The sequence below is a fragment of the Acidovorax sp. Leaf160 genome (assembly GCF_001424265.1).
Classification (GTDB): Bacteria; Pseudomonadota; Gammaproteobacteria; order Burkholderiales; family Burkholderiaceae_C; genus Paracidovorax.
The window spans coordinates 1-24,736 of the sequence record NZ_LMOV01000025.1 but is presented as its reverse complement, the minus strand read 5'-3'; the positions used below and the strand labels follow the sequence as shown (position 1 = coordinate 24,736).

Below are 24,736 nucleotides of genomic sequence, written 5' to 3'. Positions count from 1 at the left end.
CTGTTGTGCTGCCGTTCGCTGTCACGCTGCGGGCTCACGTGCACCTTCCTCGGGATTGCTGAACATCATGAATACGGTGGAAGCCAAACGGGTTCTGGAAACCGCGCTGATCTGCGCACCGCAGCCAGTGACGGTGCGTGAGCTGCGCGGGCTGTTCGACGATGCCCTCGGCGCCGATACGCTCAAGACGCTGCTGCTGGAGCTGCAGCAGGATTGGGCGCCAAGCGGTGTGGAGCTGGTCCAGGTCGCTTCGGGCTGGCGGTTCCAGAGTCGGCCGGAAATGCGCGAGTACCTCGACCGCCTGCACCCCGAGAAGCCGCCCCGCTACACGCGGGCGGCGCTGGAGACGCTGGCCATCATTGCCTACCGGCAGCCGGTCACCCGTGGCGACATCGAAGACGTGCGCGGCGTCACGGTCAACAGCCTGATCATCAAGCAGCTGGAAGACCGGGGCTGGGTGGAGGTCATCGGACACCGGGAAACGGTAGGGCGGCCGGCGCTTTTCGCCACCACCCGGCAGTTCCTGGACGATCTGGGGCTGCAGTCGCTCGATCAACTGCCGGTGCTGGACGACCCGGTCGTGCAAGCCAACATGTTCGATGCGCTGGGGTTGGCGGAGGGTGAAGGTACAGAGGCTGCCGAGGCTGCGGCAGTTGCGGCGCCCGGCGAGCCCGCTGCGCGGAGCGGTGCAGCGGCGCAAGACGGCGCCGCGCCGGACGACGCGGGCGCATTAACAACACTGCAGGTGGATGGGGCCGAGGGGTCGCCGACGGCTGCTACAGGAACACAAGATGAATGAATCCCACCAGGATGAGCCGGTTTCCGGCCCCGACGCTGCCCCTGCCGAGGGCGGAGCCCAGCGCAAGCCGCGCGGCGAAGGCGCCCGAAGCGCTCGCAGCGGCCAGGGTGGCCGTGTCGCAGGCACCAAGGCCGTCGCCCCGCGCACGGCCAGGTCGCCGGCCCGCGCGCCAGTGTCGCCACAGGCCGACGGCTACGGCTTTGCCGACGTGGTGTCGGGCAAGCTCGACGAAGACGAGGCGCAGCAGGAGCTGGCACCCACGAAGCGGGTGCTGCAGCCCCAGGTGGAGACCCCCAAGCTGCACAAGGTGCTGGCGCAGGCCGGGCTGGGTTCGCGGCTGGAGATGGAGCAGCTCATTCTGGAAGGGCGCATCTCGGTCAACAACGAGCCCGCCCACGTGGGGCAGCGCATCCAGCATGGCGATCAGATCCGCGTCAATGGCAAGCCGATCCGCTATCGCATCGATCCGCCGCCAGCGCGGGTGATCGCCTATCACAAGCCTGCAGGCGAAGTCGTCACCCACGACGATCCGCAAAACCGTCCGACGGTGTTCCGCAAGCTGCCTCGACTGATGCAGGGCAAGTGGCAATCGGTAGGCCGGCTGGACCTGAACACGGAAGGGCTGCTGCTGTTCACCAGCTCTGGCGAGCTGGCCAACCAGCTGATGCATCCCCGTTTCGGGCTGGAGCGCGAATACGCGGTGCGGGTGCTGGGCGCGTTGAGCAACGAAGAAAAACAGCGGCTGCTGGATGGCGTGCAGCTGGAAGACGGCTTTGCCGCGTTCGGCTCCATCGAGGACGGTGGCGGCGAAGGCTCCAACTGCTGGTACCGCGTGACCATTTCCGAGGGGCGCAACCGGGAGGTTCGCCGCATGATGGAGGCCGTGGGGCACGCCGTCAGCCGGCTGATCCGCATCCGCTACGGCGCGATGATGCTGCCGCGCGGGTTGAAGCGCGGGGCCTGGCTGGAGCTGGACGAGCGCGACATCCGGGCGCTGGCCAACGCGGCTGGCCCGGCCCGGGGCCGACCGGCCGAGGGTGCTGCGGAGGCGGAGGCACCAGTGGAGCGGGCCAAGCCGCGTGGTGCCCGAGGCCCGCAGGCGCGAGGCGCCGGCACGGGGGCCAAGGCGGCAGGCTCCCCGGTGGGCCGCGCACCGCGTTCGCGCCGGGAAGACGGCACGGCGCCCAAGGGGCGCTCCGCATCCCCGTCCGCGCAGCCTGATCCGATGAAGACCTCGGTGGGCTATATCGGCAGCGACAGCCTGATGCGCCAGCGCCAGGACCAGAAGCGCGGCAACGGCGGCCCCGGCCCGCGCCGCAGAGGGCGCTAGGGTTTCACCTCCGCGATAGAATGGAAAGCTTTGTCCATAGGGCAAAAGTCACCGCAACCTCACACATCAGGATAAAACAATGGCTATCGAACGCACTCTCTCCATCATCAAGCCCGACGCAGTTGCCAAGAACGTGATCGGCCAGATCTACGCCCGCTTCGAAGCTGCCGGCCTGAAGGTCGTCGCCGCCCGCATGGCCCACCTGTCGCGCCGCGAAGCCGAGCAGTTCTACGCCGTGCACAAGGAACGTCCCTTCTTCAAGGACCTGGTCGATTTCATGATCTCCGGCCCCGTGATGATCCAGGCGCTGGAAGGCGAGAACGCCATCCTGAAGAACCGCGAACTGATGGGCGCCACCGACCCCAAGAAGGCAGAAGCCGGCACGATCCGCGCCGATTTCGCCGACAGCATCGACGCCAATGCAGTCCACGGTTCCGACGCGCCTGAAACGGCCCAGGTCGAAATCGCGTTCTTCTTCCCTGGCCTGAACATCTACTCGCGTTGATGCGTTCCGGTTGCGCGCACCCGCCTGAGTCTCGGCATGCCTGCCGGGGCGCCTCGCTGCGTGTAACCGCTGCCTGCCTCGCAACGCCTGACTGACGCCATGACCACCAACCTGCTTGATTTCGAGCTGGACGGGCTGGCCGCTTTCTGCGAGCGGCTGGGTGAGAAGCGCTTTCGGGCGACCCAACTCTTTCGCTGGATCCATCAGCGTGGCGCGAGCGAATTCGACGCCATGAGTGATCTGGCCAAGTCGCTCCGTGAAAAGCTCAAGGGCGTCGCGGTGGTGACCGGCCTGCGCGTCATCAGCGAACACGTCTCGGCGGACGGAACGGTCAAATGGCTGTTCGACGTCGGTGACGGCAATGCGGTGGAGACCGTGTTCATTCCCGAGGATGACCGGGGAACGCTGTGCGTGTCTTCCCAGGCCGGGTGCGCCGTGGGTTGCCGCTTCTGCTCCACGGGCCATCAGGGCTTCAGCCGCAACCTCACCACGGGTGAGATCGTGGCCCAGCTCTGGTTTGCCGAGCATGCGCTGCGCAGCCGCCTGGGCGTGTCAGATCGCGTGATCTCCAACGTCGTGATGATGGGGATGGGTGAACCCCTGCAGAACTATGCAGCTCTGGTGCCTGCGCTGCGGGTGATGCTCGACGACCATGGCTATGGCCTGTCGCGGCGCCGGGTCACCGTTTCGACCTCGGGCGTCGTGCCGATGATGGACCGGCTCGCGCAGGACTGTCCGGTCGCGCTGGCGGTGTCGCTGCACGCGCCCAATGATGCGCTGCGCGACAACCTGGTTCCGTTGAACCGCAAGTACCCCATCGCCGAGTTGCTGGAAACCTGCAACCGGTACCTGGAGCACGCACCGCGTGACTTCATCACCTTTGAATACTGCATGCTGGACGGCGTGAACGACCAGCCGGAGCATGCCCAGCAGTTGATCGATCTCGTGCGCACGCACGCCAGCCGAGGCGTGTGGTGCAAGTTCAACCTGATTCCCTTCAACCCGTTCCCTGCGTCCGGCCTGCACCGGTCTTCCCCTCAGCAAGTGTCGGTTTTTGCGAAGCTGCTGAGCGAGGCAGGTATCGTTACGACCGTGCGCAAGACGCGCGGCGACGACATCGATGCGGCCTGCGGCCAGCTGGCCGGAGATGTAAAAGATCGCACGCGCGCGTCAGAGCGCATGGCCAAGCAGCGAGTGATCGCGCTCAAGCCAGTGACCTGAACGGCGGGCATGCATCACATCAAGGGGGCAGACATGGCAAATGCAGGAATGCGGTGGCAACGGTGGGTGGCCATCGCGGCTGTGGCCGGCGCTTCCGGGTTCGTAGTGGGCGGTTGCACCACGACTACCACCACCACCACTTCTGCCACCGGTGCCTCGTATGCTTCCGAGCCGGTGGTCACGCCATCCGATGAGTCGGAAGTGCGCCGGCGAGCCCGCATCCGCCTGGAGCTGGCCGCCAACTATTTCCAGATGGGCCAGACGACTGTCGCGCTGGACGAGGTCAAGCAGTCCATCGCGCACGACCCGACCTTCGCCGATGCCCATCACCTAATGGCGCTCATCTACATGCGGCTGGGCAACCTGGTGCAGGCAGAAGAGGGTCTTCGCCGTGCTCAGGCATTGCGGCCGGGCGACCCGGACATCATGCACAACTTCGGTTGGCTGCAGTGCCAGCGCCAGCGCTATGCGGAAAGCATGCAGTGGTTCGACCGCGCGCTGGCAGTGCCCGCCTACACTTCGCGCAGCAAAACCTTGATGTCGCAAGGCGTGTGCCTGGAGCGCTCCGGCGATCTGACTGCGGCAGAGCAGGTGTTGTTGCGTGCATATGAACTCGATGCCGGAAGCCCGGTCATCGGTTACGGCCTGGCTTCGCTGAAGTTTCGCAGGGGTGATGCCAAGCAGGCGCAGTTCTATGTGCGAAGGGTGAACAACGGCGAGTTCGCGAGCGCCGAGTCGCTGTGGCTGGGAATCAAGGTTGAACGTGCCTTGAAGGACACCATTGCCATGCGGCAGCTGGGGGAGCAACTGCGCAAGCGGTTCCCCGATTCGCGGGAACTGCTGGCTTATGAGCGAGGCGCGTTCGATGAGTGAGATGCTTGAGACAGAAACGACGAATCCGGCAGCGGCAGGCCATGCCACGGCGGGCAGCTTGCTGCGGGACGCGAGGCAGGCGGCAGGCGTCCATATCGACGCACTGGCGGTGGCGCTGAAGGTTTCGGCGCCCAAGCTGGAGGCGTTGGAAGCCGATCGTTACGATGTCTTCCCGGACGCGGTTTTCGTGCGTGCATTGGCTTCCAGTGTGTGCCGCACCTTGAAGATCGATCCGGCACCCGTTCTGGCCTTGCTGCCGCAAGGTGCCGCTCCTCGTCTGACGGCGGACCGCGGCATCAACGCTTCCTACAAGGACAGCAACGCGCGCGCATCCAGCGGCGCGGGCTCGGCGGTTCCGCGCTCGATCGTCGCCGTGGTGCTGCTGCTCCTGCTGGGCGCGGTGGCGATGGTGTTCGTGCCCCGGGCGCTCGACAACCCTGCAACCGAAGAGGTCGCCAGTGCGGCGGCTCCCGCCGCTTCGGCGGTCGAGCCCGCTTCAACCAGCGCGCCGGCCAATGGGCTGTTCTCGGCGCAGCCCGCGAATTCCAATCCGCCGGTGGTGACGCCCACGCCAGCGGCCACCCCGGCAGCGGCCTCGGTGGCGTCACCCGCGCCGGCGACCCTCTCTGCAGCGAATCAGGCAGCACCGTCGGCAGCGCCTCCCAGCTCCGACGTGCTGGTGATTGCGGCCAAAGCCACTTCCTGGGTGCAGGTGCGCAACCTTTCGGGTGGCGGCACGACCCAGAAGATGTTGAATGCCGGCGACCGTCTCGTGGCACCTGGCAGCCCTCCCTGGGCCGTCGTCATCGGCAAGGCGGACGCCGCCACCGTGCTGGTGCGCGGGCAGCCGCTGGACATTGCCAGTTCCACGCGCGAGAACGTCGCCCGTTTTGAGGTGAAGTAAGTGAGCTACGAAACATCGACCGGCGCCGTGCCCATGGCCGCGCCCCTCATGCGCACTTCCAGGCAGGCCCGCGTGGTCTGGGGTTCGCGGGTCGTCACCGTGGGCGGTGGCGCTCCGGTGCGGATCCAGTCCATGACCAACACGGACACCGTGGACGCCATTGGCACCGCCATCCAGGTCAAGGAACTTGCGCAGGCGGGCTCGGAGTTCGTCCGCATCACGGTGAACACTCCCGAGGCCGCCGCCGCGGTGCCCTACATCCGGGAGCAACTCGATCGCATGGGCGAGACGGTCCCGCTGGTGGGCGACTTCCACTACAACGGCCACCGGCTCCTCACCGAGTACCCCGATTGCGCCCAGGCACTGTCCAAGTACCGGATCAATCCAGGCAATGTCGGCAAGGGAGACAAGCGGGATCGGCAGTTCGGCCAGATGATCGATGCCGCCATGCGCTGGAACAAGGCCGTCCGCATCGGCGTGAACTGGGGCAGCCTGGACCAGGAACTGCTGGCGCAGCTGATGGACGTCAACAGCCAGCGTGCGCAGCCCTGGGATCCCCGGCAGGTCATGTACGAAGCGCTGATCACCTCGGCCATCGAATCGGCCCGTCGGGCCGAGGCCATGGGCCTGGACGGCAACCAGATCATCCTGTCGTGCAAGGTGAGCGGCGTGCAGGATCTGATCTCGGTCTACCGTGAACTGGCCAAACGCAGCGATTACGCGTTGCACCTGGGGTTGACCGAAGCGGGCATGGGCACCAAGGGGACGGTCGCTTCCACGGCGGCGCTGGCCGTCCTGCTGCAGGAGGGCATTGGCGACACGATCCGCGTGTCGCTGACGCCGCAGCCCGGCGAGGCGCGCACGCAGGAGGTGGTGGTCGCGGCAGAGATTCTGCAGGCGCTCGGCATGCGGTCCTTCGTGCCCAGCGTCACGGCCTGCCCCGGATGCGGCCGGACGACGAGCACCACCTTCCAGGAACTCGCCAAGCAGATCGACGACCACCTGCGCTCGCAAATGCCCGTCTGGCGCGTGCAGTACCCCGGGGTGGAGAAGATCAAGGTCGCCGTCATGGGCTGCATCGTGAACGGCCCGGGTGAAAGCAAGCATGCCGACATCGGCATCAGCCTGCCCGGCACGGGCGAAGCTCCGGCCGCTCCGGTGTTCATCGACGGGGAAAAGGTGCTCACGCTGCGTGGCGACAACATCGCTGCAGAGTTCCACGAAATCGTCGACCAGTACATTGCGCGGCGCTTTGGGCAGAGCGCGGCTGCCGCGGCTGCCGACTGACCTGCGGATTCACGCGAATCCGCCATGCCGGAGGCAAGCCCTCCAACCATCTGATGACTCAAGTGAATAACAACTCGAATACACCGCAGCGGGCGCAGAAGTTGACTGCCGTCAAAGGCATGAACGACATCCTGCCGCCCGACTCTGCACGCTGGGAGTGGCTGGAAGCCAAGGTGCGCGCGCTCATGGAGCGCTATGCCTACCGCAATCTGCGCACGCCGATCGTGGAGCCGACCGCGCTGTTCGTGCGCGGGCTGGGAGAAGTCACCGACATCGTCGAGAAGGAAATGTATTCCTTCGAGGACCGCCTCAACGGCGAGCAACTGACCCTGCGTCCCGAGTCGACTGCGGGCGTGGTGCGCGCGGTGGTCGAGCACGCCATGCTGTATGACGGCGGCAAGCGTCTCTACTACATGGGCCCGATGTTCCGCCACGAGCGTCCGCAGCGTGGGCGCTATCGGCAGTTCCACCAGATCGGCGCCGAGGCGCTCGGATTCGCGGGCGCCGAGGCCGATGCCGAGCTCATCCTTCTGGCGGATGCGCTCTGGAAGGAACTGGGGCTGACGGACGTGCGGCTGGAACTCAACAGCCTCGGACAGCCGGAAGAGCGCAAGGCCCATCGGGCTGCGCTGATCAGCTATCTGGAGGCGCACATCGATCAGCTCGATGAGGAGGCGCGCAGGCGGCTGCACAGCAACCCGCTGCGAATCCTCGACACCAAGAACCCCGCCCTGCAGGCGCTGGTGGAGGGCGCGCCGAAGTTGCTGGATTATCTCGGCGAGGAATCCCTGCGGCATTTTGAAATGGTCAAGGCCATCCTCGATGCCAACGGCGTCGCCTGGCGCATCAATCCCCGCCTGGTGCGCGGCATGGACTACTACAACCTGACGGTGTTCGAGTTCGTGACGGATCGGCTGGGCGCCCAGGGCACGATCTGCGGCGGCGGGCGCTACGACTACCTGATCGAGCAGGTGGGCGGAAAGCCTGCGCCCGCGGTGGGCTGGGCGCTGGGTGTCGAGCGCGTCCTGGAGCTGGTCAAGGAAGCGGGCACGCCCACGCACGATCTGGTAGCCGACGCCTATGCCGTCGTCACCGACACGGCTTTTCTGCCGCGTGTGATGGCAGCTCTGCAAAAGCTGCGGGCCGCCGGGGTGAGCGTGCAGATGCATGCCTCCGCAGGCGATTCGATGGGCAGCATGAAGTCGCAGTTCAAGAAGGCCGATGCAAGCGGCGCCCACCACGCGCTGGTGTTCGGCGCCGACGAGATGGCCCGCGACGCGGTGCTGGTGAAATCCCTGCGCGACGGCACCGGTCACCAGGTGGAGCGCTCGCTGGCGGATCTGCCCGATTGGGCTGCCACCCTACAATCTTCCCGCTGACACATACGAACCATCATGGCAAACCATTTCGACCTCGAAGAACAAGAGCAGCTTGATCAGCTGAAGCATTTCTGGAACACCTGGGGCACGCTCATCAGCGGCGTGATCATCGTCGTGTTCGGTGGTCTCGCTGCCTGGAATGGCTACCAGTACTGGCAGAACCGCCAGGCTGCGCAGGCGTCCGCACTGTCCGACGCGATGGAAGCTGCTGTGAGCGCTTCGGACACGGATCGCATCGAGCAAGTGCTGAACGACGTGAAATCGCGCTACTCCGGTACCGTGCAGGCGAGTCAGGCCAGCTTGCTCGCAGCCAAGGCGCTGGCGGATGCCGGCAAGAACGAAGCCGCGGTCGCCGCGCTGAACTGGATGCCACAGGGCGCCGTGGACGACGGGTACAAGGCCCTGGCCCGGCTGCGTCTGGCAACGCTGTTCATCGAACAAAAGGCGTACGACAAGGCGCTGTCCCAGCTTTCCGGTGCGGTGCCGGTCGGCTTCGAGGCGGCTTTCGCAGACCGCCGCGGCGATGTGCTGGTGCTGCAGGACAAGAAGAAGGAAGCCGCGGCTGAGTACCTGACTGCGTACAAGGCATTCGAGGAGCGCATGGAGTACCGCCGGCTGGTGGAAGCGAAGCTGAATGCCCTCGGGGCCCAGGTCCCTGCCCAGGTGGTGGCCTCCGCAGCACAGTCCGGGGGTGCGCAATGATGCACGCTCTGATGCGCTGCGCGCGGCCCGCGGTCTGCGGGTGGGTACTGGCCGGTTCAGCCGTGCTGCTGACGGGGTGCTCCCTCTGGGGTGGTCCTTCCAAGCCCAAGCCCGCCGACCTCGGTCCGAACGTTCCGCTGTTGCCCGTTCGTCAGGCCTGGACGGCCAAGATCGGCAGTACAGCGGGTCTGCCGCTCGAGGTGCTGGTGCAAGGCAGCACGGTCACGCTGGCCTCGGCCGACGGCGCCATCGTTGCGATCGATGCTCGCACTGGCGGCGACATCTGGCGGGCCTCACTGGGTCAACCCCTTTCCGCCGGAGTGGGCGGGGATGGCAAATGGACTGCCGTCGTCACCCAGAAGAACGACGTCGTCGTGCTGGCAGGCGGGCGTGAGCTGTGGCGTCAGCCGCTGCAGGCGCAGGTCTACACGCCGCCGCTGGTGGCGGGCAACCGCGTTTTCGTCCTGGCCGCCGACCGCTCGGTGTCCGCGTTCGATGCGGCCACGGGCCAACGGCTGTGGAACCAGCAGCGCCCGGGTGAGCCACTTACGCTGCGTCAACGCGGCGTGTTGATGGCGGTGGGCGATACGCTGGTGGCCGGTCTTTCCGGCCGGCTGGTGGGCTTCAATCCCGACTCTGGCGTGGTGCGCTGGGAAGCCCCGGTGGCCAGCCCGCGCGGCACCAATGACGTGGAGCGTCTGGTCGAAATCGTGGGCCCGGTGAGCCGTAGGGGCTCTGAGGTCTGTGCGCGCGCGTTCCAGGCGGCAGTCGGCTGCGTGGACGCTGCCCGTGGAACCGTCGAATGGACGCAACCGGCCAATGGCGCAACGGGCGTCCAGGGTGACGACTCCTTCGTCTTCGGCGCCGAAAGCAATGGCGCCGTGACGGCCTGGAAGCGTCAGGACGGCGCCAAGGCCTGGTCCTCCGACCGTCTTCTGTATCGCCAGCTGACGGCGCCCCTGGCGCTCGGACGTTCGGTCGTCGTGGGCGATGAATCCGGTCTGGTGCACTTGCTGTCGCGCGACGATGGCAGCCCGCTGAACCGGCTTTCCACCGACACGTCTGGCATCGCGGTCGCCCCGGTGGCCTCGGCAGACACCCTCATCGTGGTCACTCGCAACGGTGGCATCTACGGCTTCCGTCCCGAATGACAAGGCACTAGCCCATGAAACCAGTAATCGCCCTCGTCGGGCGGCCCAACGTGGGCAAATCGACGCTGTTCAACCGGCTGACCAAATCCCGCGACGCCATCGTGGCGGACTTTGCGGGGCTGACGCGCGACCGTCACTATGGCAATGGCAAGCAGGGCAAGCACGAATACATCGTGATCGACACCGGCGGCTTCGAGCCCGACGCTTCGGCTGGCATCTACCGGGAAATGGCCAAGCAAACGCAGCAGGCCGTGGCAGAAGCCGATGTGGTGGTCTTCGTGGTGGACGCGCGGGCTGGCGTGTCGGCGCAAGACCACGACATCGCTCAATATCTTCGGCGCCTCGGCAAGCCTTGTGTGCTGGTGGGGAATAAGGCCGAAGGCATGCTCGAGGGCGTGCAGCTGGCTGAGTTCTACGAGTTGGGGCTGGGCGAAGTCCATCCCGTTTCGGCAGCCCATGGCCAGGGCATTCGCACCTTGGTAGACACAGCGCTTGCCGCGCTGCAGTGGCCGGACGCCGAAGACGATGCCGCAGAAGAGGACATCGCCACGGTGCGCCTGGCGGTGGCTGGCCGTCCGAACGTGGGCAAGTCGACGCTGATCAATACCTGGCTGGGAGAAGAGCGACTCGTCGCCTTCGACATGCCCGGCACCACGCGCGATGCGATCTCGGTGCCATTCGAGCGGCAGGGACAGAAGTTCGAGCTCATCGATACCGCCGGACTGCGCCGCAAGGGCCGGGTGTTCGAGGCCATCGAGAAGTTCTCGGTCGTCAAGACGCTGCAGGCGATCGAGTCGGCAAACGTGGTGCTGTTGCTGCTGGATGCCACGCAGGGCGTGACCGACCAGGATGCCCACATCGCCGGCTATATCCTGGAAAGCGGCCGCGCCGTGGTGCTGGCCGTGAACAAGTGGGACGCCGTGGATGAGTACGAGCGCCAGATGCTGGAGCGTTCGATCGAAACCCGGCTGTCGTTTCTCAAGTTTGCGGCCATGCATTTCATCTCGGCCAAGAAGCGGCAGGGTCTGGGGCCGGTCTGGACGTCGATCGTGCAGGCACACAAAGCGGCCACCTGCAAGATGTCCACTCCGGTGTTGACAAGGCTGCTGCTGGAGGCTGTGCAATTTCAGAGCCCGAAGCGATCCGGAATGTTCCGGCCGAAACTGCGCTATGCCCACCAAGGGGGCATGAATCCGCCGGTGATCGTCATCCACGGGAACTCGCTGGAGCACGTGACCGATGCGTACAAGCGCTTTTTGGAAGGCCGTTTCCGCAAGGAATTCAATTTGGTCGGCACGCCGTTGCGCATCGAAATGAAAACGTCCCACAACCCCTTTGCCGAAGAGGGCGCAGGGTCGGATCGGCGCTAAAGCCTTTTGGTCCGTGCGGCCTCGGCCATGTGGTAAGGTGTGCTTTTACAACAACATTCCTGAACACGGAGAATATCGTGAGCAACAAAGGCCAACTTCTTCAAGACCCGTTTCTGAACGCGCTCCGCCGTGAGCATGTTCCGGTGTCTATCTATCTGGTGAATGGCATCAAGCTGCAGGGGCAGATCGAGTCGTTCGACCAATACGTCGTGCTGCTTCGCAACACCGTGACCCAGATGGTCTACAAGCACGCCATTTCCACGATCGTTCCTGGGCGCGCCGTCAATTTCACGACGGCCGAGTCCAGCGATGCGGCCGAGGCCGGCCCGTCGGCCTGATCGTCCGGTCTTCTCTCTGTCCACGTTCTGGTGGGCCAGCCACTACCTGCTGCCTTGAGTTCCTCAGATAAACCCGCTTCGCCAGCGACGCCCGTGGTCCTGGTCGGGGTGGACTTCGGCCTGCCCCATTTCGACGGCGAGTTGGAAGAGCTGGGGCTGCTGGCTGAAACCGCAGGCCTCACGCCGGTGGCTCGGCTGGTCGCCAAGCGCAAGGCGCCAGATGCGGCGCTTTTCGTCGGATCTGGCAAGGCGGAAGAGATTCAGGTCCTGGCGCAGATGCATGGCGCGGTCGAGGTGCTCTTCGATCAGGCTTTGAGCCCCGCGCAACAGCGCAACCTGGAACGGGTGCTGAACCTGCCAGTCAGCGACCGCACTTTCCTGATTCTCGAGATCTTTGCCCAGCGCGCGCGCAGCCATGAAGGCAAGCTGCAGGTGGAACTGGCCAAGCTGCAGTACCTGAGCACACGTCTGGTCCGTCGCTGGTCTCACCTGGAGCGGCAGCGGGGCGGCATCGGTACTCGCGGCGGCCCTGGCGAAACCCAGATCGAGCTGGACCGCCGGATGATCGGCGATGCGATCAAGCGCACCAAAGAGCGTCTGGTGAAGGTGAAGCGCCAGCGATCCACCCAAAGGCGGCAGCGTGACCGGCGCGATACGTTCAATGTCTCCTTGGTCGGTTACACCAACGCCGGCAAATCCACGCTGTTCAACGCGCTCGTCAAGGCCCGCGCCTATGCGGCGGACCAGCTTTTTGCCACGCTGGACACCACCACCAGGCAGTTGTACCTAGCCGATGCCGGACGGTTGATTTCGATCTCCGATACGGTGGGTTTCATCCGCGACCTTCCCCACGGTCTGGTGGATGCGTTCCAGGCAACGCTGCAAGAGGCCATCGACGCCGATCTGCTGCTGCATGTGGTGGATGCTTCGAATCCTGCCTTTCCTGAGCAGATAGCTCAAGTCCAGCGCGTGCTGGCGGAAATCGGCGCCCAGGATATTCCTCAACTGCTCGTCTTCAACAAACTCGACGCGATGTCGCCCGAGGCGAGGCCCACCGCTGCACGAGATGTGCTGGAAATGGACGGTGTGTTCGTTCCACGGATCTTCCTCAGCGCCCAGTCAGGGGAGGGCCTGCCATTGCTTCGCCAGCAATTGGCCGCCGAACTGTTGAAGGAGCGTGACGAGATGACCCCTGATCTTGCTGCTGAATTGAAGCGGGACGACGGTTGAGATTAGGCACAATGCCCGTTTGCTCCATGTCCTAAGAGAACGAGAGATTTCCCGCATGAACCTGCATAGCCGCGCCTTCCGCTGGGCCATCTTGCCCCAGCGAATTAGGGGAATGTTGAATTTGAATGACCCGCGGTGGGGCCGAGGTGACGACAAGCAGGAGGGTGCGGATCGGCCCGATGTCGACCCGCCTGCGCCGCTGCGTCCCCAGGGACAGCGCGGACGGGAGCAGAACAATGCCGGGCAGCCGCCGGATCTCGACGAACTCTGGCGGGATCTGAACCGGAAGCTGGGCGGGCTGTTCGGAGGCAAGAACGGCGGCGGTCGCGGCCCCGTCGGCGGCGGAGGCGGTGGCGGTGGCTTTCAGCCGGACATGAAGAACGCGGGACTGGGCGTTGGCCTGATTGCCGGCGTCGCGCTGCTGATCTGGCTGGGGACTGGTTTCTTCATCGTTCAGGAAGGCCAGCAGGCCGTCATCACGCAGTTCGGCAAATACAAGACGACCGTCAATGCCGGTTTCAACTGGCGGCTGCCCTATCCGATCCAGCGTCATGAGTTGGTGTTCGTGACCCAGATCCGTTCGGCCGACGTCGGACGCGACGCGGTGATCAAGAGCACCGGCTTGCGCGAGTCCGCGATGCTGACCGAAGACGAGAACATCGTCGAAATCAAATTTGCCGTGCAGTACCGCCTGAATGACGCGAGGGCCTGGCTGTTTGAAAGCCGCAATCCTGCGGATGCGGTGGTTCAGGCCGCGGAAACCGCCGTTCGTGAAGTGGTGGGCAAGATGCGTATGGACACCGCCCTGGCCGAAGAGCGCGACCAGATCGCGCCGCGGGTGCGGGCGCTGATGCAGGTCATCCTCGATCGATACAAGGTCGGCGTAGAAGTCGTCGGCATCAATCTGCAGCAGGGCGGCGTGCGCCCGCCCGAGCAGGTTCAGGCGGCTTTCGACGACGTGTTGAAGGCGGGTCAGGAACGTGAGCGTGCGAAGAACGAAGCGCAGGCCTATGCCAACGACGTGATTCCTCGCGCCGTGGGTTCCGCCTCGCGACTGACGGAGGAAGCCGGGGCTTACAAGGCTCGGATCGTGGCGCAGGCCCAGGGTGATGCACAGCGGTTCAGCTCCGTGCTGGCGGAATACCAGAAGGCCCCGCAGGTCACGCGGGACCGCATGTACCTCGAGTCCATGCAGCAGATCTACACCAACGTCACCAAGGTTCTGGTGGATTCGAGCAAGGGCTCCAATCTGCTGTATCTGCCATTGGACCGGATCATGCAGAGCGTGGCACAGGGAGGCTCTGCGGCTGCAGCCCCCTCGCTGGAAACGCCACCTGCGACCACGTCCGGGCTGACCCCGACGAATCCGTCCACTTTTCAAAATGATGCTCGTGCGCGTGACACCAGTCGTACGCGTGAGCGCGATGCGCGCTAGGAGAGAGTTGTGAACCGAGTCGGATTTATCGCCTCCACGTTGCTGGTGGTGCTTGCCCTGTTGAGTTCGATGCTCTTCGTGGTCGACCAGCGCCAGTTCGGCGTGGTCTATGCGCTGGGTCAAATCAAGGAAGTGATCACCGAGCCTGGCCTGAACTTCAAGTTGCCGCCCCCGTTTCAAAACGTGCGCTACATCGACAAGCGGTTGCTGACGCTCGACAGTTCCGATACGGAGTCGATGCTGACCGCAGAAAAGCAGCGTGTGGTCATCGACTGGTATGTGCGCTGGCGCATCTCCGACCCGTCGGAGTACATCCGCAACGTGGGTCTGGATGAGAATGCCGGCGCCATTCAGCTCAACCGTGTGGTGCGCAACGCTTTCCAGGAAGAAGTGAACCGCCGTACCGTCAAGGAACTGCTTTCCGCGCGACGTGAAGAGTTGATGGCCGAGGTCAAGCGCGAGGTGCTGGAGGCCGTGCGCGGCGCCAAGCCCTGGGGTGTGGATGTGGTCGACGTTCGCATCACGCGGGTGGACTATGTCGAAGCGATCACCGAGTCGGTGTATCGGCGCATGGAGGCGGAGCGCAAGCGTGTTGCCAATGAACTGCGCTCCACCGGGGCAGCCGAGGGTGAAAAGATCCGTGCGGACGCCGACCGGCAGCGGGAAATCACCATCGCCAACGCCTACCGTGACGCACAAAAGCTGAAGGGTGAAGGCGACGCCGAAGCCGCGCGCATCTACGCGGAAGCATTTGGACGCGACCCCCAGTTTGCCCAGTTCTACCGCAGCCTGGAAGCATACAAGTCCAGCTTCAACAAGAAGAGCGACGTGATGGTGGTCGATCCTTCCTCGTCGGAGTTCTTCAAGGCGTATCGTGGAGCGGCCCCCGCGAACGCAACGCGTCCCTGAACGTGTTTTGGTGCGGCCGCCGCGGCGTCAGGCTTGACTGCAGCCTGGCGTCCGCGCTCCGATCCTCCCTTTCATCCCGCGACGGCTTCTGCCGTGTCACAGCGGCGGCGGGTTGGATACGCTTCGGCTTCGTTGGTCGACCGCCGGTGCCCGGACCTGCCTCGCGGGTTCATCCGGGCAATGGAGAGCGGTGGTTTCCACCGTAGCCCGGTAGAATCACGTTTTTAACAGCCTCCCCTTTTCTCATGTCCGCTTGGGTCCTCCCGGATCACATTGCTGATGTGCTGCCCTCCGAGGCGCGGCATATCGAAGAATTGCGCCGAGGGTTGCTCGATACGGCTCGCAGCTATGGCTACGAGCTGGTCATGCCGCCCTTGCTCGAACACCTTGAATCTCTGCTCACCGGGGCAGGGGAGGCACTGGAACTCCAGACCTTCAAGCTGGTGGATCAGCTGTCTGGTCGGTCGTTGGGCTTGCGCGCCGACACCACGCAACAGGCAGCTCGCATCGATGCGCACCTTCTGAACCGCCGTGGCGTCAGCCGGCTTTGCTACTGCGGCCCTGTTCTCCATACGCGGCCCGACAAGCCGCATGCCACCCGCGAACCGCTGCAGTTTGGGGCCGAGATCTATGGGCACCCGGGCATTGAGGCCGAGGTTGAAAGTGCCTTGCTGGCGCTGGAATGCCTTTCGGTGGCCGAGGTGAAAGATGTCAGCGTCGATCTGGCCGATGTCCGCATTCTTCGTTGTTTGCTGGCAGGCTCCGGTCTCGGCCGGGAGGAGGTGCACTCCATCCAGGACGCTCTGGCCGCCAAGGATGAGAGTGCGCTGGCTTCGTTGACCCAGGACCTGGCCCGACACACCTCGGATCACCTTCAAACGCTGCTGCGCTTGTACGGAGACATCGGTGTGTTGGACGAAGCGCACAAGGCGCTGGGCTCGGTGCCCGGTGTGTCGGATGTGCTGGCTGATCTGCGGGCGTTGGCTTCGCGGTTGCAGCACTCCAGGATCACCATCGACCTCGCAGACCTGCGCGGTTATGCGTACTACAGCGGTGTTCGATTCGCGATGTACGCCCCCGGCGCCAGCGATGCGTTGGTGCGTGGCGGCCGCTATGACGAGGTGGGAGCCGTGTTTGGTCGCAATCGGCCAGCCGCAGGCTTCAGTCTGGACATTAAGCAGCTGGTGAGCGTGATCTCACCGCGCCCCCTGAAAGCTGCGATCCGTGCTCCATGGGGGCAGGGAGTGGGCACGGATGAGGCCATCGCCGCATTGCGGCGGCAGGGCGAAACGGTGGTGTGCGTACTTCCGGGGCATGAGAGCGAAGTCGACGAGTTCCAGTGTGACCGGGAACTCCTCCAAGTGGATGGACTTTGGACCGTCCGGTCTGTCCAGTTGTCTGAAAACTGAATTGGGTAAGAAATGAAAGCAAGCAAAGGTCGTAACGTCGTCGTGGTGGGCACCCAGTGGGGCGATGAAGGCAAGGGCAAACTGGTCGATTGGCTCACGGAGAGCGCACAGGGTGTCGTCAGGTTCCAGGGCGGCCACAACGCGGGCCACACGCTTGTGATCAATGGAGTCAAGACGGCACTGCATTTGATTCCCAGCGGCATCATGCGGCCTGGCGTGAAGTGCTATATCGGCAACGGCGTCGTGTTGTCTGCGGCGAAATTGTTTGAAGAGATCGAGGGCCTTGAGAAGGCCGGCGTGGAAGTCCGGTCGCGTCTTCGCGTCAGCGAAGCCTGCCCACTCATCCTTCCGTTCCACGCGGCGCTGGACGTTGCGCGGGAAGCAGCACGGGAACATGGCGGCACGGAGAAGATCGGTACGACTGGACGTGGCATCGGACCGGCGTATGAGGACAAGGTCGCCCGCCGTGCGCTGCGGGTGCAGGATCTGAAGTATCCCGAGCGATTTGCTTCCAAGCTGCGCGAGCTGCTCGACCTGCACAACCATGTCCTGCGCTCGTTCCTCCGGTCGGGCGAGTTTGTTTTTCCGAGTGCCCTTCAACCTTATCTCAAGGATGGGCAGGTGGAGTTCGACGTCGTCTTTGAGGAAGCGATGCGCCACGCGCAGCTGCTCTTGCCCATGATGGCGGACGTGTCGCGCGAGCTGAACGAAGCCCACGCCGCAGGCGACAACCTGTTGTTTGAAGGCGCTCAAGGAACGCTGTTGGACGTGGATCACGGCACGTACCCCTACGTCACTTCCAGCAACTGCGTGGCCGGCAATGCTGCGGCCGGCGCTGGGGTGGGTCCAGGCATGCTGCATTACGTGCTCGGCATCACCAAGGCGTATTGCACCCGCGTCGGCGGTGGACCATTTCCTACCGAACTCGACTGGGAAACGCCTGGCACACCGGGTTTTCACATGAGCACCGTGGGTGCGGAAAAGGGCGTCACCACCGGCCGTAGCCGCCGCTGTGGTTGGTTCGACGCAGCGCTGCTGAAGCGAAGCGCCCAAGTGAACGGTCTCAGCGGTTTGTGTATCACGAAGCTGGACGTGCTCGATGGACTGGATGAGCTGCAGCTGTGCGTCGGATACGAACTCGATGGTGAGCGTATCGATCTGCTGCCGATGGGCGCCGACGACATTGCACGTTGCACCCCCATCTATGAAACGATGCAGGGATGGACCGAATCCACTGTTGGTGTGACCCATTACGAAAAGCTGCCGGAAGCCGCACGCAAGTACCTGGAGCGCATCCAGCAAACGACGGGCGTACCGATCGCCATGATCTCCACCAGCCCGGACCGTGACCACACCATCCTGTTGGACAACCCCTACGCGGCGCGCTGAGCTGTCGCGACCCGGTTGCCAACCGCATTGTCAAAATTTATTGGGATCTACTATGTTGACGGAAGACGGCAAGCATCTCTATGTGAGCTATGACGAGTACCACAGTCTCATTGAGAAGCTGGCGCTCAAGGTGCATCAGTCGGGCTGGGAGTTCGACACCATTCTCTGCCTCGCCAGGGGAGGGCTGCGTCCGGGAGACATCCTGAGCCGTATCTTCGACAAGCCGCTCGCCATCATGTCTACGAGCTCCTATAGGGCTGAGGCGGGCACGGTGCAAGGACATCTCGACCTGGCCCGGTTCATCACGACGCCCAAGGGTGAGATTGCGGGACGGGTGTTGCTGGTGGACGATTTGGCCGACTCGGGGCATACGCTCAACGCAGTGATCTCCATGCTCAAGACCAACTATGCGCCCATCACGGAACTGCGCAGTGCGGTCATCTGGACCAAGGGACTGTCGACGTTCACGCCCGACTATTCTGTAGAGTTCCTGCCAAGCAACCCTTGGATCCATCAGCCGTTCGAAGGGTACGACAGCCTCAGCCCCGCCAAGCTGCTGGAAAAGTGGCGAGTCTGACCTACACAAAGTTCAGACAGTTGCTCTCAAGGCCGAATTCTGTTGTACACTTGCTCTCCTGGCGCTGCAGATCTTCTTCGGAAGTTYTGGGGAGTCGGGAAAAAAGATTTCGGTTTTGAGTTGCGGCAGGTTGAAAAACCGGTGTAGAATTCAAGGCTTCGCTGATGAGACGGATTGCTGGAAACCTGGGGAGTCGGGAAAAAAGATTTCGGTTTTGAGTTGCGGCAGGTTGAAAAACCGGTGTAGAATTCAAGGCTTCGCTGATGAGACGGATTGCTGGAAACGGCAAGATGCTCAGAAAGCGAAAAGAAAAAAGTTTGACGGTTCTTCAAAAACTGTGCTAGAATTCAAGGCTCTGCTGATTGCAGCGGAGTGAGAAAGAAAAGAAAGCGATTTCTGATCTTTCGGTTCATTAAAAATATACAGCCGATAAGCGTGGGCGTTTGATGGCGAGTGCCAAGTTCTTTGGAACTAGTGCTTAGCACTACAAACGCTCATGAGATAAGAAGTGAAGTTCACTTCAATTCTTTTTTATGAGTTGCTCGAAAGAGCGAAAAAATCAAGATCGAACTGTAGAGTTTGATCCTGGCTCAGATTGAACGCTGGCGGCATGCCTTACACATGCAAGTCGAACGGTAACAGGTCTTCGGATGCTGACGAGTGGCGAACGGGTGAGTAATACATCGGAACGTGCCCGAGAGTGGGGGATAACGGAGCGAAAGCTTTGCTAATACCGCATACGATCTACGGATGAAAGCAGGGGACCGCAAGGCCTTGCGCTCATGGAGCGGCCGATGGCAGATTAGGTAGTTGGTGGGATAAAAGCTTACCAAGCCGACGATCTGTAGCTGGTCTGAGAGGACGACCAGCCACACTGGGACTGAGACACGGCCCAGACTCCTACGGGAGGCAGCAGTGGGGAATTTTGGACAATGGGCGCAAGCCTGATCCAGCCATGCCGCGTGCAGGATGAAGGCCTTCGGGTTGTAAACTGCTTTTGTACGGAACGAAAAGCCTCGGGATAATACCCTGGGGTCATGACGGTACCGTAAGAATAAGCACCGGCTAACTACGTGCCAGCAGCCGCGGTAATACGTAGGGTGCAAGCGTTAATCGGAATTACTGGGCGTAAAGCGTGCGCAGGCGGTAATGTAAGACAGATGTGAAATCCCCGGGCTCAACCTGGGAACTGCATTTGTGACTGCATTGCTGGAGTACGGCAGAGGGGGATGGAATTCCGCGTGTAGCAGTGAAATGCGTAGATATGCGGAGGAACACCGATGGCGAAGGCAATCCCCTGGGCCTGTACTGACGCTCATGCACGAAAGCGTGGGGAGCAAACAGGATTAGATACCCTGGTAGTCCACGCCCTAAACGATGTCAACTGGTTGTTGGGTCTTCACTGACTCAGTAACGAAGCTAACGCGTGAAGTTGACCGCCTGGGGAGTACGGCCGCAAGGTTGAAACTCAAAGGAATTGACGGGGACCCGCACAAGCGGTGGATGATGTGGTTTAATTCGATGCAACGCGAAAAACCTTACCCACCTTTGACATGTACGGAATCCTTTAGAGATAGAGGAGTGCTCGAAAGAGAGCCGTAACACAGGTGCTGCATGGCTGTCGTCAGCTCGTGTCGTGAGATGTTGGGTTAAGTCCCGCAACGAGCGCAACCCTTGCCATTAGTTGCTACATTCAGTTGGGCACTCTAATGGGACTGCCGGTGACAAACCGGAGGAAGGTGGGGATGACGTCAAGTCCTCATGGCCCTTATAGGTGGGGCTACACACGTCATACAATGGACGGTACAAAGGGTCGCCAACCCGCGAGGGGGAGCCAATCCCATAAAGCCGTTCGTAGTCCGGATCGCAGTCTGCAACTCGACTGCGTGAAGTCGGAATCGCTAGTAATCGTGGATCAGAATGTCACGGTGAATACGTTCCCGGGTCTTGTACACACCGCCCGTCACACCATGGGAGCGGGTTCTGCCAGAAGTAGGTAGCCTAACCGTAAGGAGGGCGCTTACCACGGCAGGGTTCGTGACTGGGGTGAAGTCGTAACAAGGTAGCCGTATCGGAAGGTGCGGCTGGATCACCTCCTTTCTGGAAAACTGCATTCAATATTGAACGCCCACACTTATCGGTTGTTGGAAGAAGAAGCTGCGAGCTGGCAAGAGAGATCTTGCTGGCGAGTGGAATGGGTCTGTAGCTCAGCTGGTTAGAGCACTGTGTTGATAACGCAGGGGTCGTTGGTTCGAGCCCAACTAGACCCACCATACTTCCTGACGACAGATGCGCGAGGATCACTGGGGGATTAGCTCAGCTGGGAGAGCACCTGCTTTGCAAGCAGGGGGTCGTCGGTTCGATCCCGTCATCCTCCACCAACCACTTATCAAATCAACACCAAAGCGGCTTCGCAAGAGGCCACTTTGTTGTTGACCGAGATTACTCGGATCAATCGGCTGTTCTTTAAAAATTCATAGAGTCGAATCAGCGTTGTCAGAGGAAACTGCACATTCGTAAAGGTTTAGTGCAGACCGTGCCTCTGATGACAATTTTTTGATTGCGTCAAAACGAATGTTCAATGAGCGAAAGCTAGTTGAAATTCAGTAATGACGAATGTTTCTTGATAGTGATATCGAGGAATTATTCACATTACGGCATAACGCGCGAGGTGAAAGACCTCGCAAGTCCAGACAACAGCGGAGACGTCTCGCAAGAGAGGTCAAAGTTATAGGGTCAAGTGACTAAGAGCATGTGGTGGATGCCTTGGCGATGATAGGCGACGAAAGACGTGAAAGCCTGCGATAAGCTTCGGGGAGCTGGCAAATAAGCATTGATCCGGAGATTTCTGAATGGGGAAACCCACCTCGCAAGAGGTATCGCATGATGAATACATAGTCATGCGAGGCGAACCGGGTGAACTGAAACATCTCAGTAGCTCGAGGAAAAGACATCAACCGAGATTCCGAAAGTAGTGGCGAGCGAAATCGGAGGAGCCTTCTAGTGATAGCACGACTGTTAGCAAAACGGGATGGAAAGCCCGGCCACAGCAGGTGATAGCCCTGTATGCGAAAACGGACGTGTGGTACTAAGTTAGAGAAAAGTAGGGCGGGGCACGAGAAACCTTGTCTGAATATGGGGGGACCATCCTCCAAGGCTAAATACTCATCATCGACCGATAGTGAACCAGTACCGTGAGGGAAAGGCGAAAAGAACCCCGGGAGGGGAGTGAAATAGATCCTGAAACCGCATGCTTACAAAAAGTAGGAGCCCGCAAGGGTGACTGCGTACCTTTTGTATAATGGGTCAGCGACTTACATTCAGTGGCAAGGTTAACCGAATAGGGAAGCCGTAGAGAAATCGAGTCCGAATAGGGCGTCCAGTCGCTGGGTGTAGACCCGAAACCAAGTGATCTATCCATGGCCAGGATGAAGGTGCCGTAACAGGTACTGGAGGTCCGAACCGACTAGTGTTGCAAAACTAGCGGATGAGCTGTGGATAGGGGTGAAAGGCTAAACAAACTTGGAAATAGCTGGTTCTCTCCGAAAACTATTTAGGTAGTGCCTCAAGTATTACCGTCGGGGGTAGAGCACTGTTTTGGCTAGGGGGTCATGGCGACTTACCAAACCAAGGCAAACTCCGAATACCGACGAGTACAGCTTGGGAGACAGAGCACCGGGTGCTAACGTCCGGACTCAAGAGGGAAACAACCCAGACCGCCAGCTAAGGTCCCTAAAATTGGCTAAGTGGGAAACGAAGTGGGAAGGCTAAAACAGTCAGGATGTTGGCTTAGAAGCAGCCATCATTTAAAGAAAGCGTAATAGCTCACTGATCGAGTCGTCCTGCGCGGAAGATGTAACGGGGCTAAGCCAGTTACCGAAGCTGCGGATGTGCAATTTATTGCACGTGGTAGGAGAGCGTTCTGTAAGCCTGTGAAGGTGTCTGGTAACGGATGCTGGAGGTATCAGAAGTGCGAATGCTGACATGAGTAGCGTTAAAGGGGGTGAAAAGCCCCCTCGCCGTAAGCGCAAGGTTTTCTACGCAACGTTCATCGGCGTAGAGTGAGTCGGCCCCTAAGGCGAGGCAGAGATGCGTAGCTGATGGGAAACAGGTCAATATTCCTGTACCGATCAATAGTGCGATGTGGGGACGGAGAAGGTTAGCTCAGCCAACTGTTGGATATGTTGGTTCAAGCCTGTAGTCGTGCCTGGTAGGCAAATCCGCCAGGCTTAGATGAGGGGTGATAACGAGTCTGCTTGCAGACGAAGTGAGTGATACCCTGCTTCCAGGAAAAGCCACTAAGCTTCAGCTATTGACGACCGTACCGCAAACCGACACTGGTGCGCGAGATGAGTATTCTAAGGCGCTTGAGAGAACTCAGGAGAAGGAACTCGGCAAATTGATACCGTAACTTCGGGAGAAGGTATGCCCCTAGTAAGTGAAGTTGTACAAACGGAGCTCAACGGGGTTGCAAAAAATCGGTGGCTGCGACTGTTTAATAAAAACACAGCACTCTGCAAACACGAAAGTGGACGTATAGGGTGTGACGCCTGCCCGGTGCTGGAAGATTAAATGATGGGGTGCAAGCTCTTGATTGAAGTCCCAGTAAACGGCGGCCGTAACTATAACGGTCCTAAGGTAGCGAAATTCCTTGTCGGGTAAGTTCCGACCTGCACGAATGGCGTAACGATGGCCACACTGTCTCCTCCTGAGACTCAGCGAAGTTGAAATGTTTGTGATGATGCAATCTCCCCGCGGAAAGACGGAAAGACCCCATGAACCTTTACTGTAGCTTTGTATTGGACTTTGAACAGATCTGTGTAGGATAGGTGGGAGGCTTTGAAGTGAGGACGCTAGTTCTCATGGAGCCAACGTTGAAATACCACCCTGGTGTGTTTGAGGTTCTAACCTAGGTCCCTTATCGGGATCGGGGACAGTGCATGGTAGGCAGTTTGACTGGGGCGGTCTCCTCCCAAAGCGTAACGGAGGAGTTCGAAGGTACGCTAGTTACGGTCGGACATCGTGACGATAGTGCAATGGCATAAGCGTGCTTAACTGCGAGACTGACAAGTCGAGCAGATGCGAAAGCAGGACATAGTGATCCGGTGGTTCTGTATGGAAGGGCCATCGCTCAACGGATAAAAGGTACTCTGGGGATAACAGGCTGATACCGCCCAAGAGTTCATATCGACGGCGGTGTTTGGCACCTCGATGTCGGCTCATCTCATCCTGGGGCTGTAGCCGGTCCCAAGGGTATGGCTGTTCGCCATTTAAAGAGGTACGTGAGCTGGGTTTAAAACGTCGTGAGACAGTTTGGTCCCTATCTTCCGTGGGCGCTGCAGATTTGAGGAAGCCTGCTCCTAGTACGAGAGGACCGGAGTGGACACACCTCTGGTGTATCGGTTGTCACGCCAGTGGCATTGCCGAGTAGCTAAGTGTGGAAGAGATAACCGCTGAAAGCATCTAAGCGGGAAACTCGTTTCAAGATGAGATCTGCCGGGGCCTTGAGCCCCCTGAAGAGTCGTTCAAGACCAGGACGTTGATAGGCTGGGTGTGGAAGCGCAGTAATGCGTTAAGCTAACCAGTACTAATTGCTCGTGCGGCTTGACCCTATAACTTTGACACAACCGCATAAGGTTGCTGTGAAAGTGTTATGCCAAGTGACGCAGTCAAAAATACACAAATAAGTAAAGCTGATTTGACTCTATGAATTCGCCGCCCTGTCTCCCCCAAAGAGACTCGGCAGCAACCCTTTATGCCTGATGACCATAGCAAGTTGGCACCACTCCTTCCCATCCCGAACAGGACAGTGAAACGACTTCGCGCCGATGATAGTGCGGGTTCCCGTGTGAAAGTAGGTCATCGTCAGGCTCTTACAGCCCAATCCGCCCCGTGCACTCCATGTGCCCGGGGCGTATTGCTTTGGGG

General features: G+C 61.2%; 18 protein-coding genes, 2 tRNA genes and 3 rRNA genes. All 23 read left to right on the top strand.

What is annotated here, in order from left to right; genetic code table 11:
* Positions 1 to 67 precede the first annotated feature (67 nt).
* The 23 genes from scpB (at position 68) to rrf (ending at position 24,679) form a co-directional block, all read left to right on the top strand.
* Complete coding sequence (scpB, locus tag ASF94_RS15350) at positions 68 to 799, top strand: SMC-Scp complex subunit ScpB (RefSeq protein ID WP_082493357.1); 732 nt, start codon at positions 68 to 70, stop codon at positions 797 to 799.
* Positions 792 to 2,129 (top strand): pseudouridine synthase, encoded by a 1,338-nt coding sequence (locus ASF94_RS15345; protein ID WP_056668246.1) that lies wholly within the window; start codon positions 792 to 794, stop codon positions 2,127 to 2,129. The genes scpB and ASF94_RS15345 overlap by 8 nt, the downstream gene beginning before the upstream one ends.
* A gap of 79 nt (positions 2,130 to 2,208) precedes the next feature.
* Entirely contained in the window at positions 2,209 to 2,634 is a 426-nt protein-coding gene (gene ndk / locus ASF94_RS15340; protein WP_056668244.1) for a nucleoside-diphosphate kinase, read from the top strand.
* A 99-nt stretch (positions 2,635 to 2,733) separates the two neighbouring features.
* On the top strand, positions 2,734 to 3,855 hold the full coding sequence (gene rlmN, locus ASF94_RS15335; protein WP_056668241.1) for a 23S rRNA (adenine(2503)-C(2))-methyltransferase RlmN: 1,122 nt from the start codon (positions 2,734 to 2,736) through the stop codon (positions 3,853 to 3,855).
* Between the two features lie 9 nt (positions 3,856 to 3,864).
* A complete protein-coding gene (pilW, locus tag ASF94_RS15330; RefSeq protein WP_235505390.1) occupies positions 3,865 to 4,728 on the top strand; it encodes a type IV pilus biogenesis/stability protein PilW in 864 nt (287 codons plus the stop codon).
* Positions 4,703 to 5,632: a helix-turn-helix domain-containing protein gene (locus tag ASF94_RS15325; protein ID WP_235505389.1), complete on the top strand. Its 930-nt coding sequence runs from the start codon at positions 4,703 to 4,705 to the stop codon at positions 5,630 to 5,632. Before pilW ends, ASF94_RS15325 begins: the two co-directional genes overlap by 26 nt.
* Before the next feature lie 33 nt (positions 5,633 to 5,665).
* Complete coding sequence (ispG, locus tag ASF94_RS15320; RefSeq protein WP_056668799.1) at positions 5,666 to 6,919, top strand: flavodoxin-dependent (E)-4-hydroxy-3-methylbut-2-enyl-diphosphate synthase; 1,254 nt, start codon at positions 5,666 to 5,668, stop codon at positions 6,917 to 6,919.
* Between the two features lie 53 nt (positions 6,920 to 6,972).
* On the top strand, positions 6,973 to 8,298 hold the full coding sequence (gene hisS, locus ASF94_RS15315) for a histidine--tRNA ligase (protein ID WP_056668232.1): 1,326 nt from the start codon (positions 6,973 to 6,975) through the stop codon (positions 8,296 to 8,298).
* Between the two features lie 15 nt (positions 8,299 to 8,313).
* The gene (locus ASF94_RS15310) at positions 8,314 to 9,000 is read left to right on the top strand and encodes a tetratricopeptide repeat protein (protein ID WP_056668230.1); all 687 of its coding nucleotides are present in this window, start codon (positions 8,314 to 8,316) and stop codon (positions 8,998 to 9,000) included.
* Positions 9,000 to 10,151 (top strand): outer membrane protein assembly factor BamB, encoded by a 1,152-nt coding sequence (gene bamB / locus ASF94_RS15305; protein WP_056668796.1) that lies wholly within the window; start codon positions 9,000 to 9,002, stop codon positions 10,149 to 10,151. Before ASF94_RS15310 ends, bamB begins: the two co-directional genes overlap by 1 nt.
* Positions 10,152 to 10,165: 14 nt before the next feature.
* On the top strand, positions 10,166 to 11,521 hold the full coding sequence (gene der, locus ASF94_RS15300) for a ribosome biogenesis GTPase Der (RefSeq protein WP_056668228.1): 1,356 nt from the start codon (positions 10,166 to 10,168) through the stop codon (positions 11,519 to 11,521).
* Between the two features lie 59 nt (positions 11,522 to 11,580).
* Positions 11,581 to 11,859 carry an RNA chaperone Hfq gene (gene hfq, locus ASF94_RS15295; RefSeq protein ID WP_082493356.1) on the top strand — a complete coding sequence of 93 codons (279 nt, stop codon included), beginning with the start codon at positions 11,581 to 11,583 and terminating at the stop codon, positions 11,857 to 11,859.
* A gap of 54 nt (positions 11,860 to 11,913) precedes the next feature.
* Positions 11,914 to 13,089: a GTPase HflX gene (hflX, locus tag ASF94_RS15290; protein ID WP_056668226.1), complete on the top strand. Its 1,176-nt coding sequence runs from the start codon at positions 11,914 to 11,916 to the stop codon at positions 13,087 to 13,089.
* A gap of 55 nt (positions 13,090 to 13,144) precedes the next feature.
* Positions 13,145 to 14,524: an FtsH protease activity modulator HflK gene (gene hflK, locus ASF94_RS15285; protein WP_056668225.1), complete on the top strand. Its 1,380-nt coding sequence runs from the start codon at positions 13,145 to 13,147 to the stop codon at positions 14,522 to 14,524.
* 9 nt (positions 14,525 to 14,533) lie between these two features.
* A complete protein-coding gene (gene hflC, locus ASF94_RS15280) occupies positions 14,534 to 15,433 on the top strand; it encodes a protease modulator HflC (protein ID WP_056668220.1) in 900 nt (299 codons plus the stop codon).
* A gap of 245 nt (positions 15,434 to 15,678) precedes the next feature.
* Positions 15,679 to 16,842, top strand: coding sequence for an ATP phosphoribosyltransferase regulatory subunit (locus ASF94_RS15275; protein ID WP_056668218.1), 1,164 nt, complete (start codon positions 15,679 to 15,681; stop codon positions 16,840 to 16,842).
* A 12-nt stretch (positions 16,843 to 16,854) separates the two neighbouring features.
* The gene (locus ASF94_RS15270; RefSeq protein ID WP_056668215.1) at positions 16,855 to 18,231 is read left to right on the top strand and encodes an adenylosuccinate synthase; all 1,377 of its coding nucleotides are present in this window, start codon (positions 16,855 to 16,857) and stop codon (positions 18,229 to 18,231) included.
* A 52-nt stretch (positions 18,232 to 18,283) separates the two neighbouring features.
* Entirely contained in the window at positions 18,284 to 18,808 is a 525-nt protein-coding gene (locus ASF94_RS15265; RefSeq protein ID WP_056668212.1) for a phosphoribosyltransferase, read from the top strand.
* Between the two features lie 567 nt (positions 18,809 to 19,375).
* Positions 19,376 to 20,908: ribosomal RNA gene (locus ASF94_RS15260) — 16S ribosomal RNA — on the top strand.
* A 96-nt stretch (positions 20,909 to 21,004) separates the two neighbouring features.
* Positions 21,005 to 21,081 (top strand) — tRNA-Ile (locus ASF94_RS15255).
* Positions 21,082 to 21,113: 32 nt separating this feature from the next.
* A tRNA-Ala gene (locus ASF94_RS15250) sits at positions 21,114 to 21,189 on the top strand.
* Between the two features lie 353 nt (positions 21,190 to 21,542).
* A 23S ribosomal RNA gene (locus ASF94_RS15245) occupies positions 21,543 to 24,420 on the top strand.
* A 146-nt stretch (positions 24,421 to 24,566) separates the two neighbouring features.
* Positions 24,567 to 24,679: ribosomal RNA gene (gene rrf / locus ASF94_RS15240) — 5S ribosomal RNA — on the top strand.
* Together the 16S, 23S and 5S rRNA genes with 2 tRNA genes alongside form the textbook arrangement of a ribosomal RNA operon.
* Positions 24,680 to 24,736 lie beyond the last annotated feature (57 nt).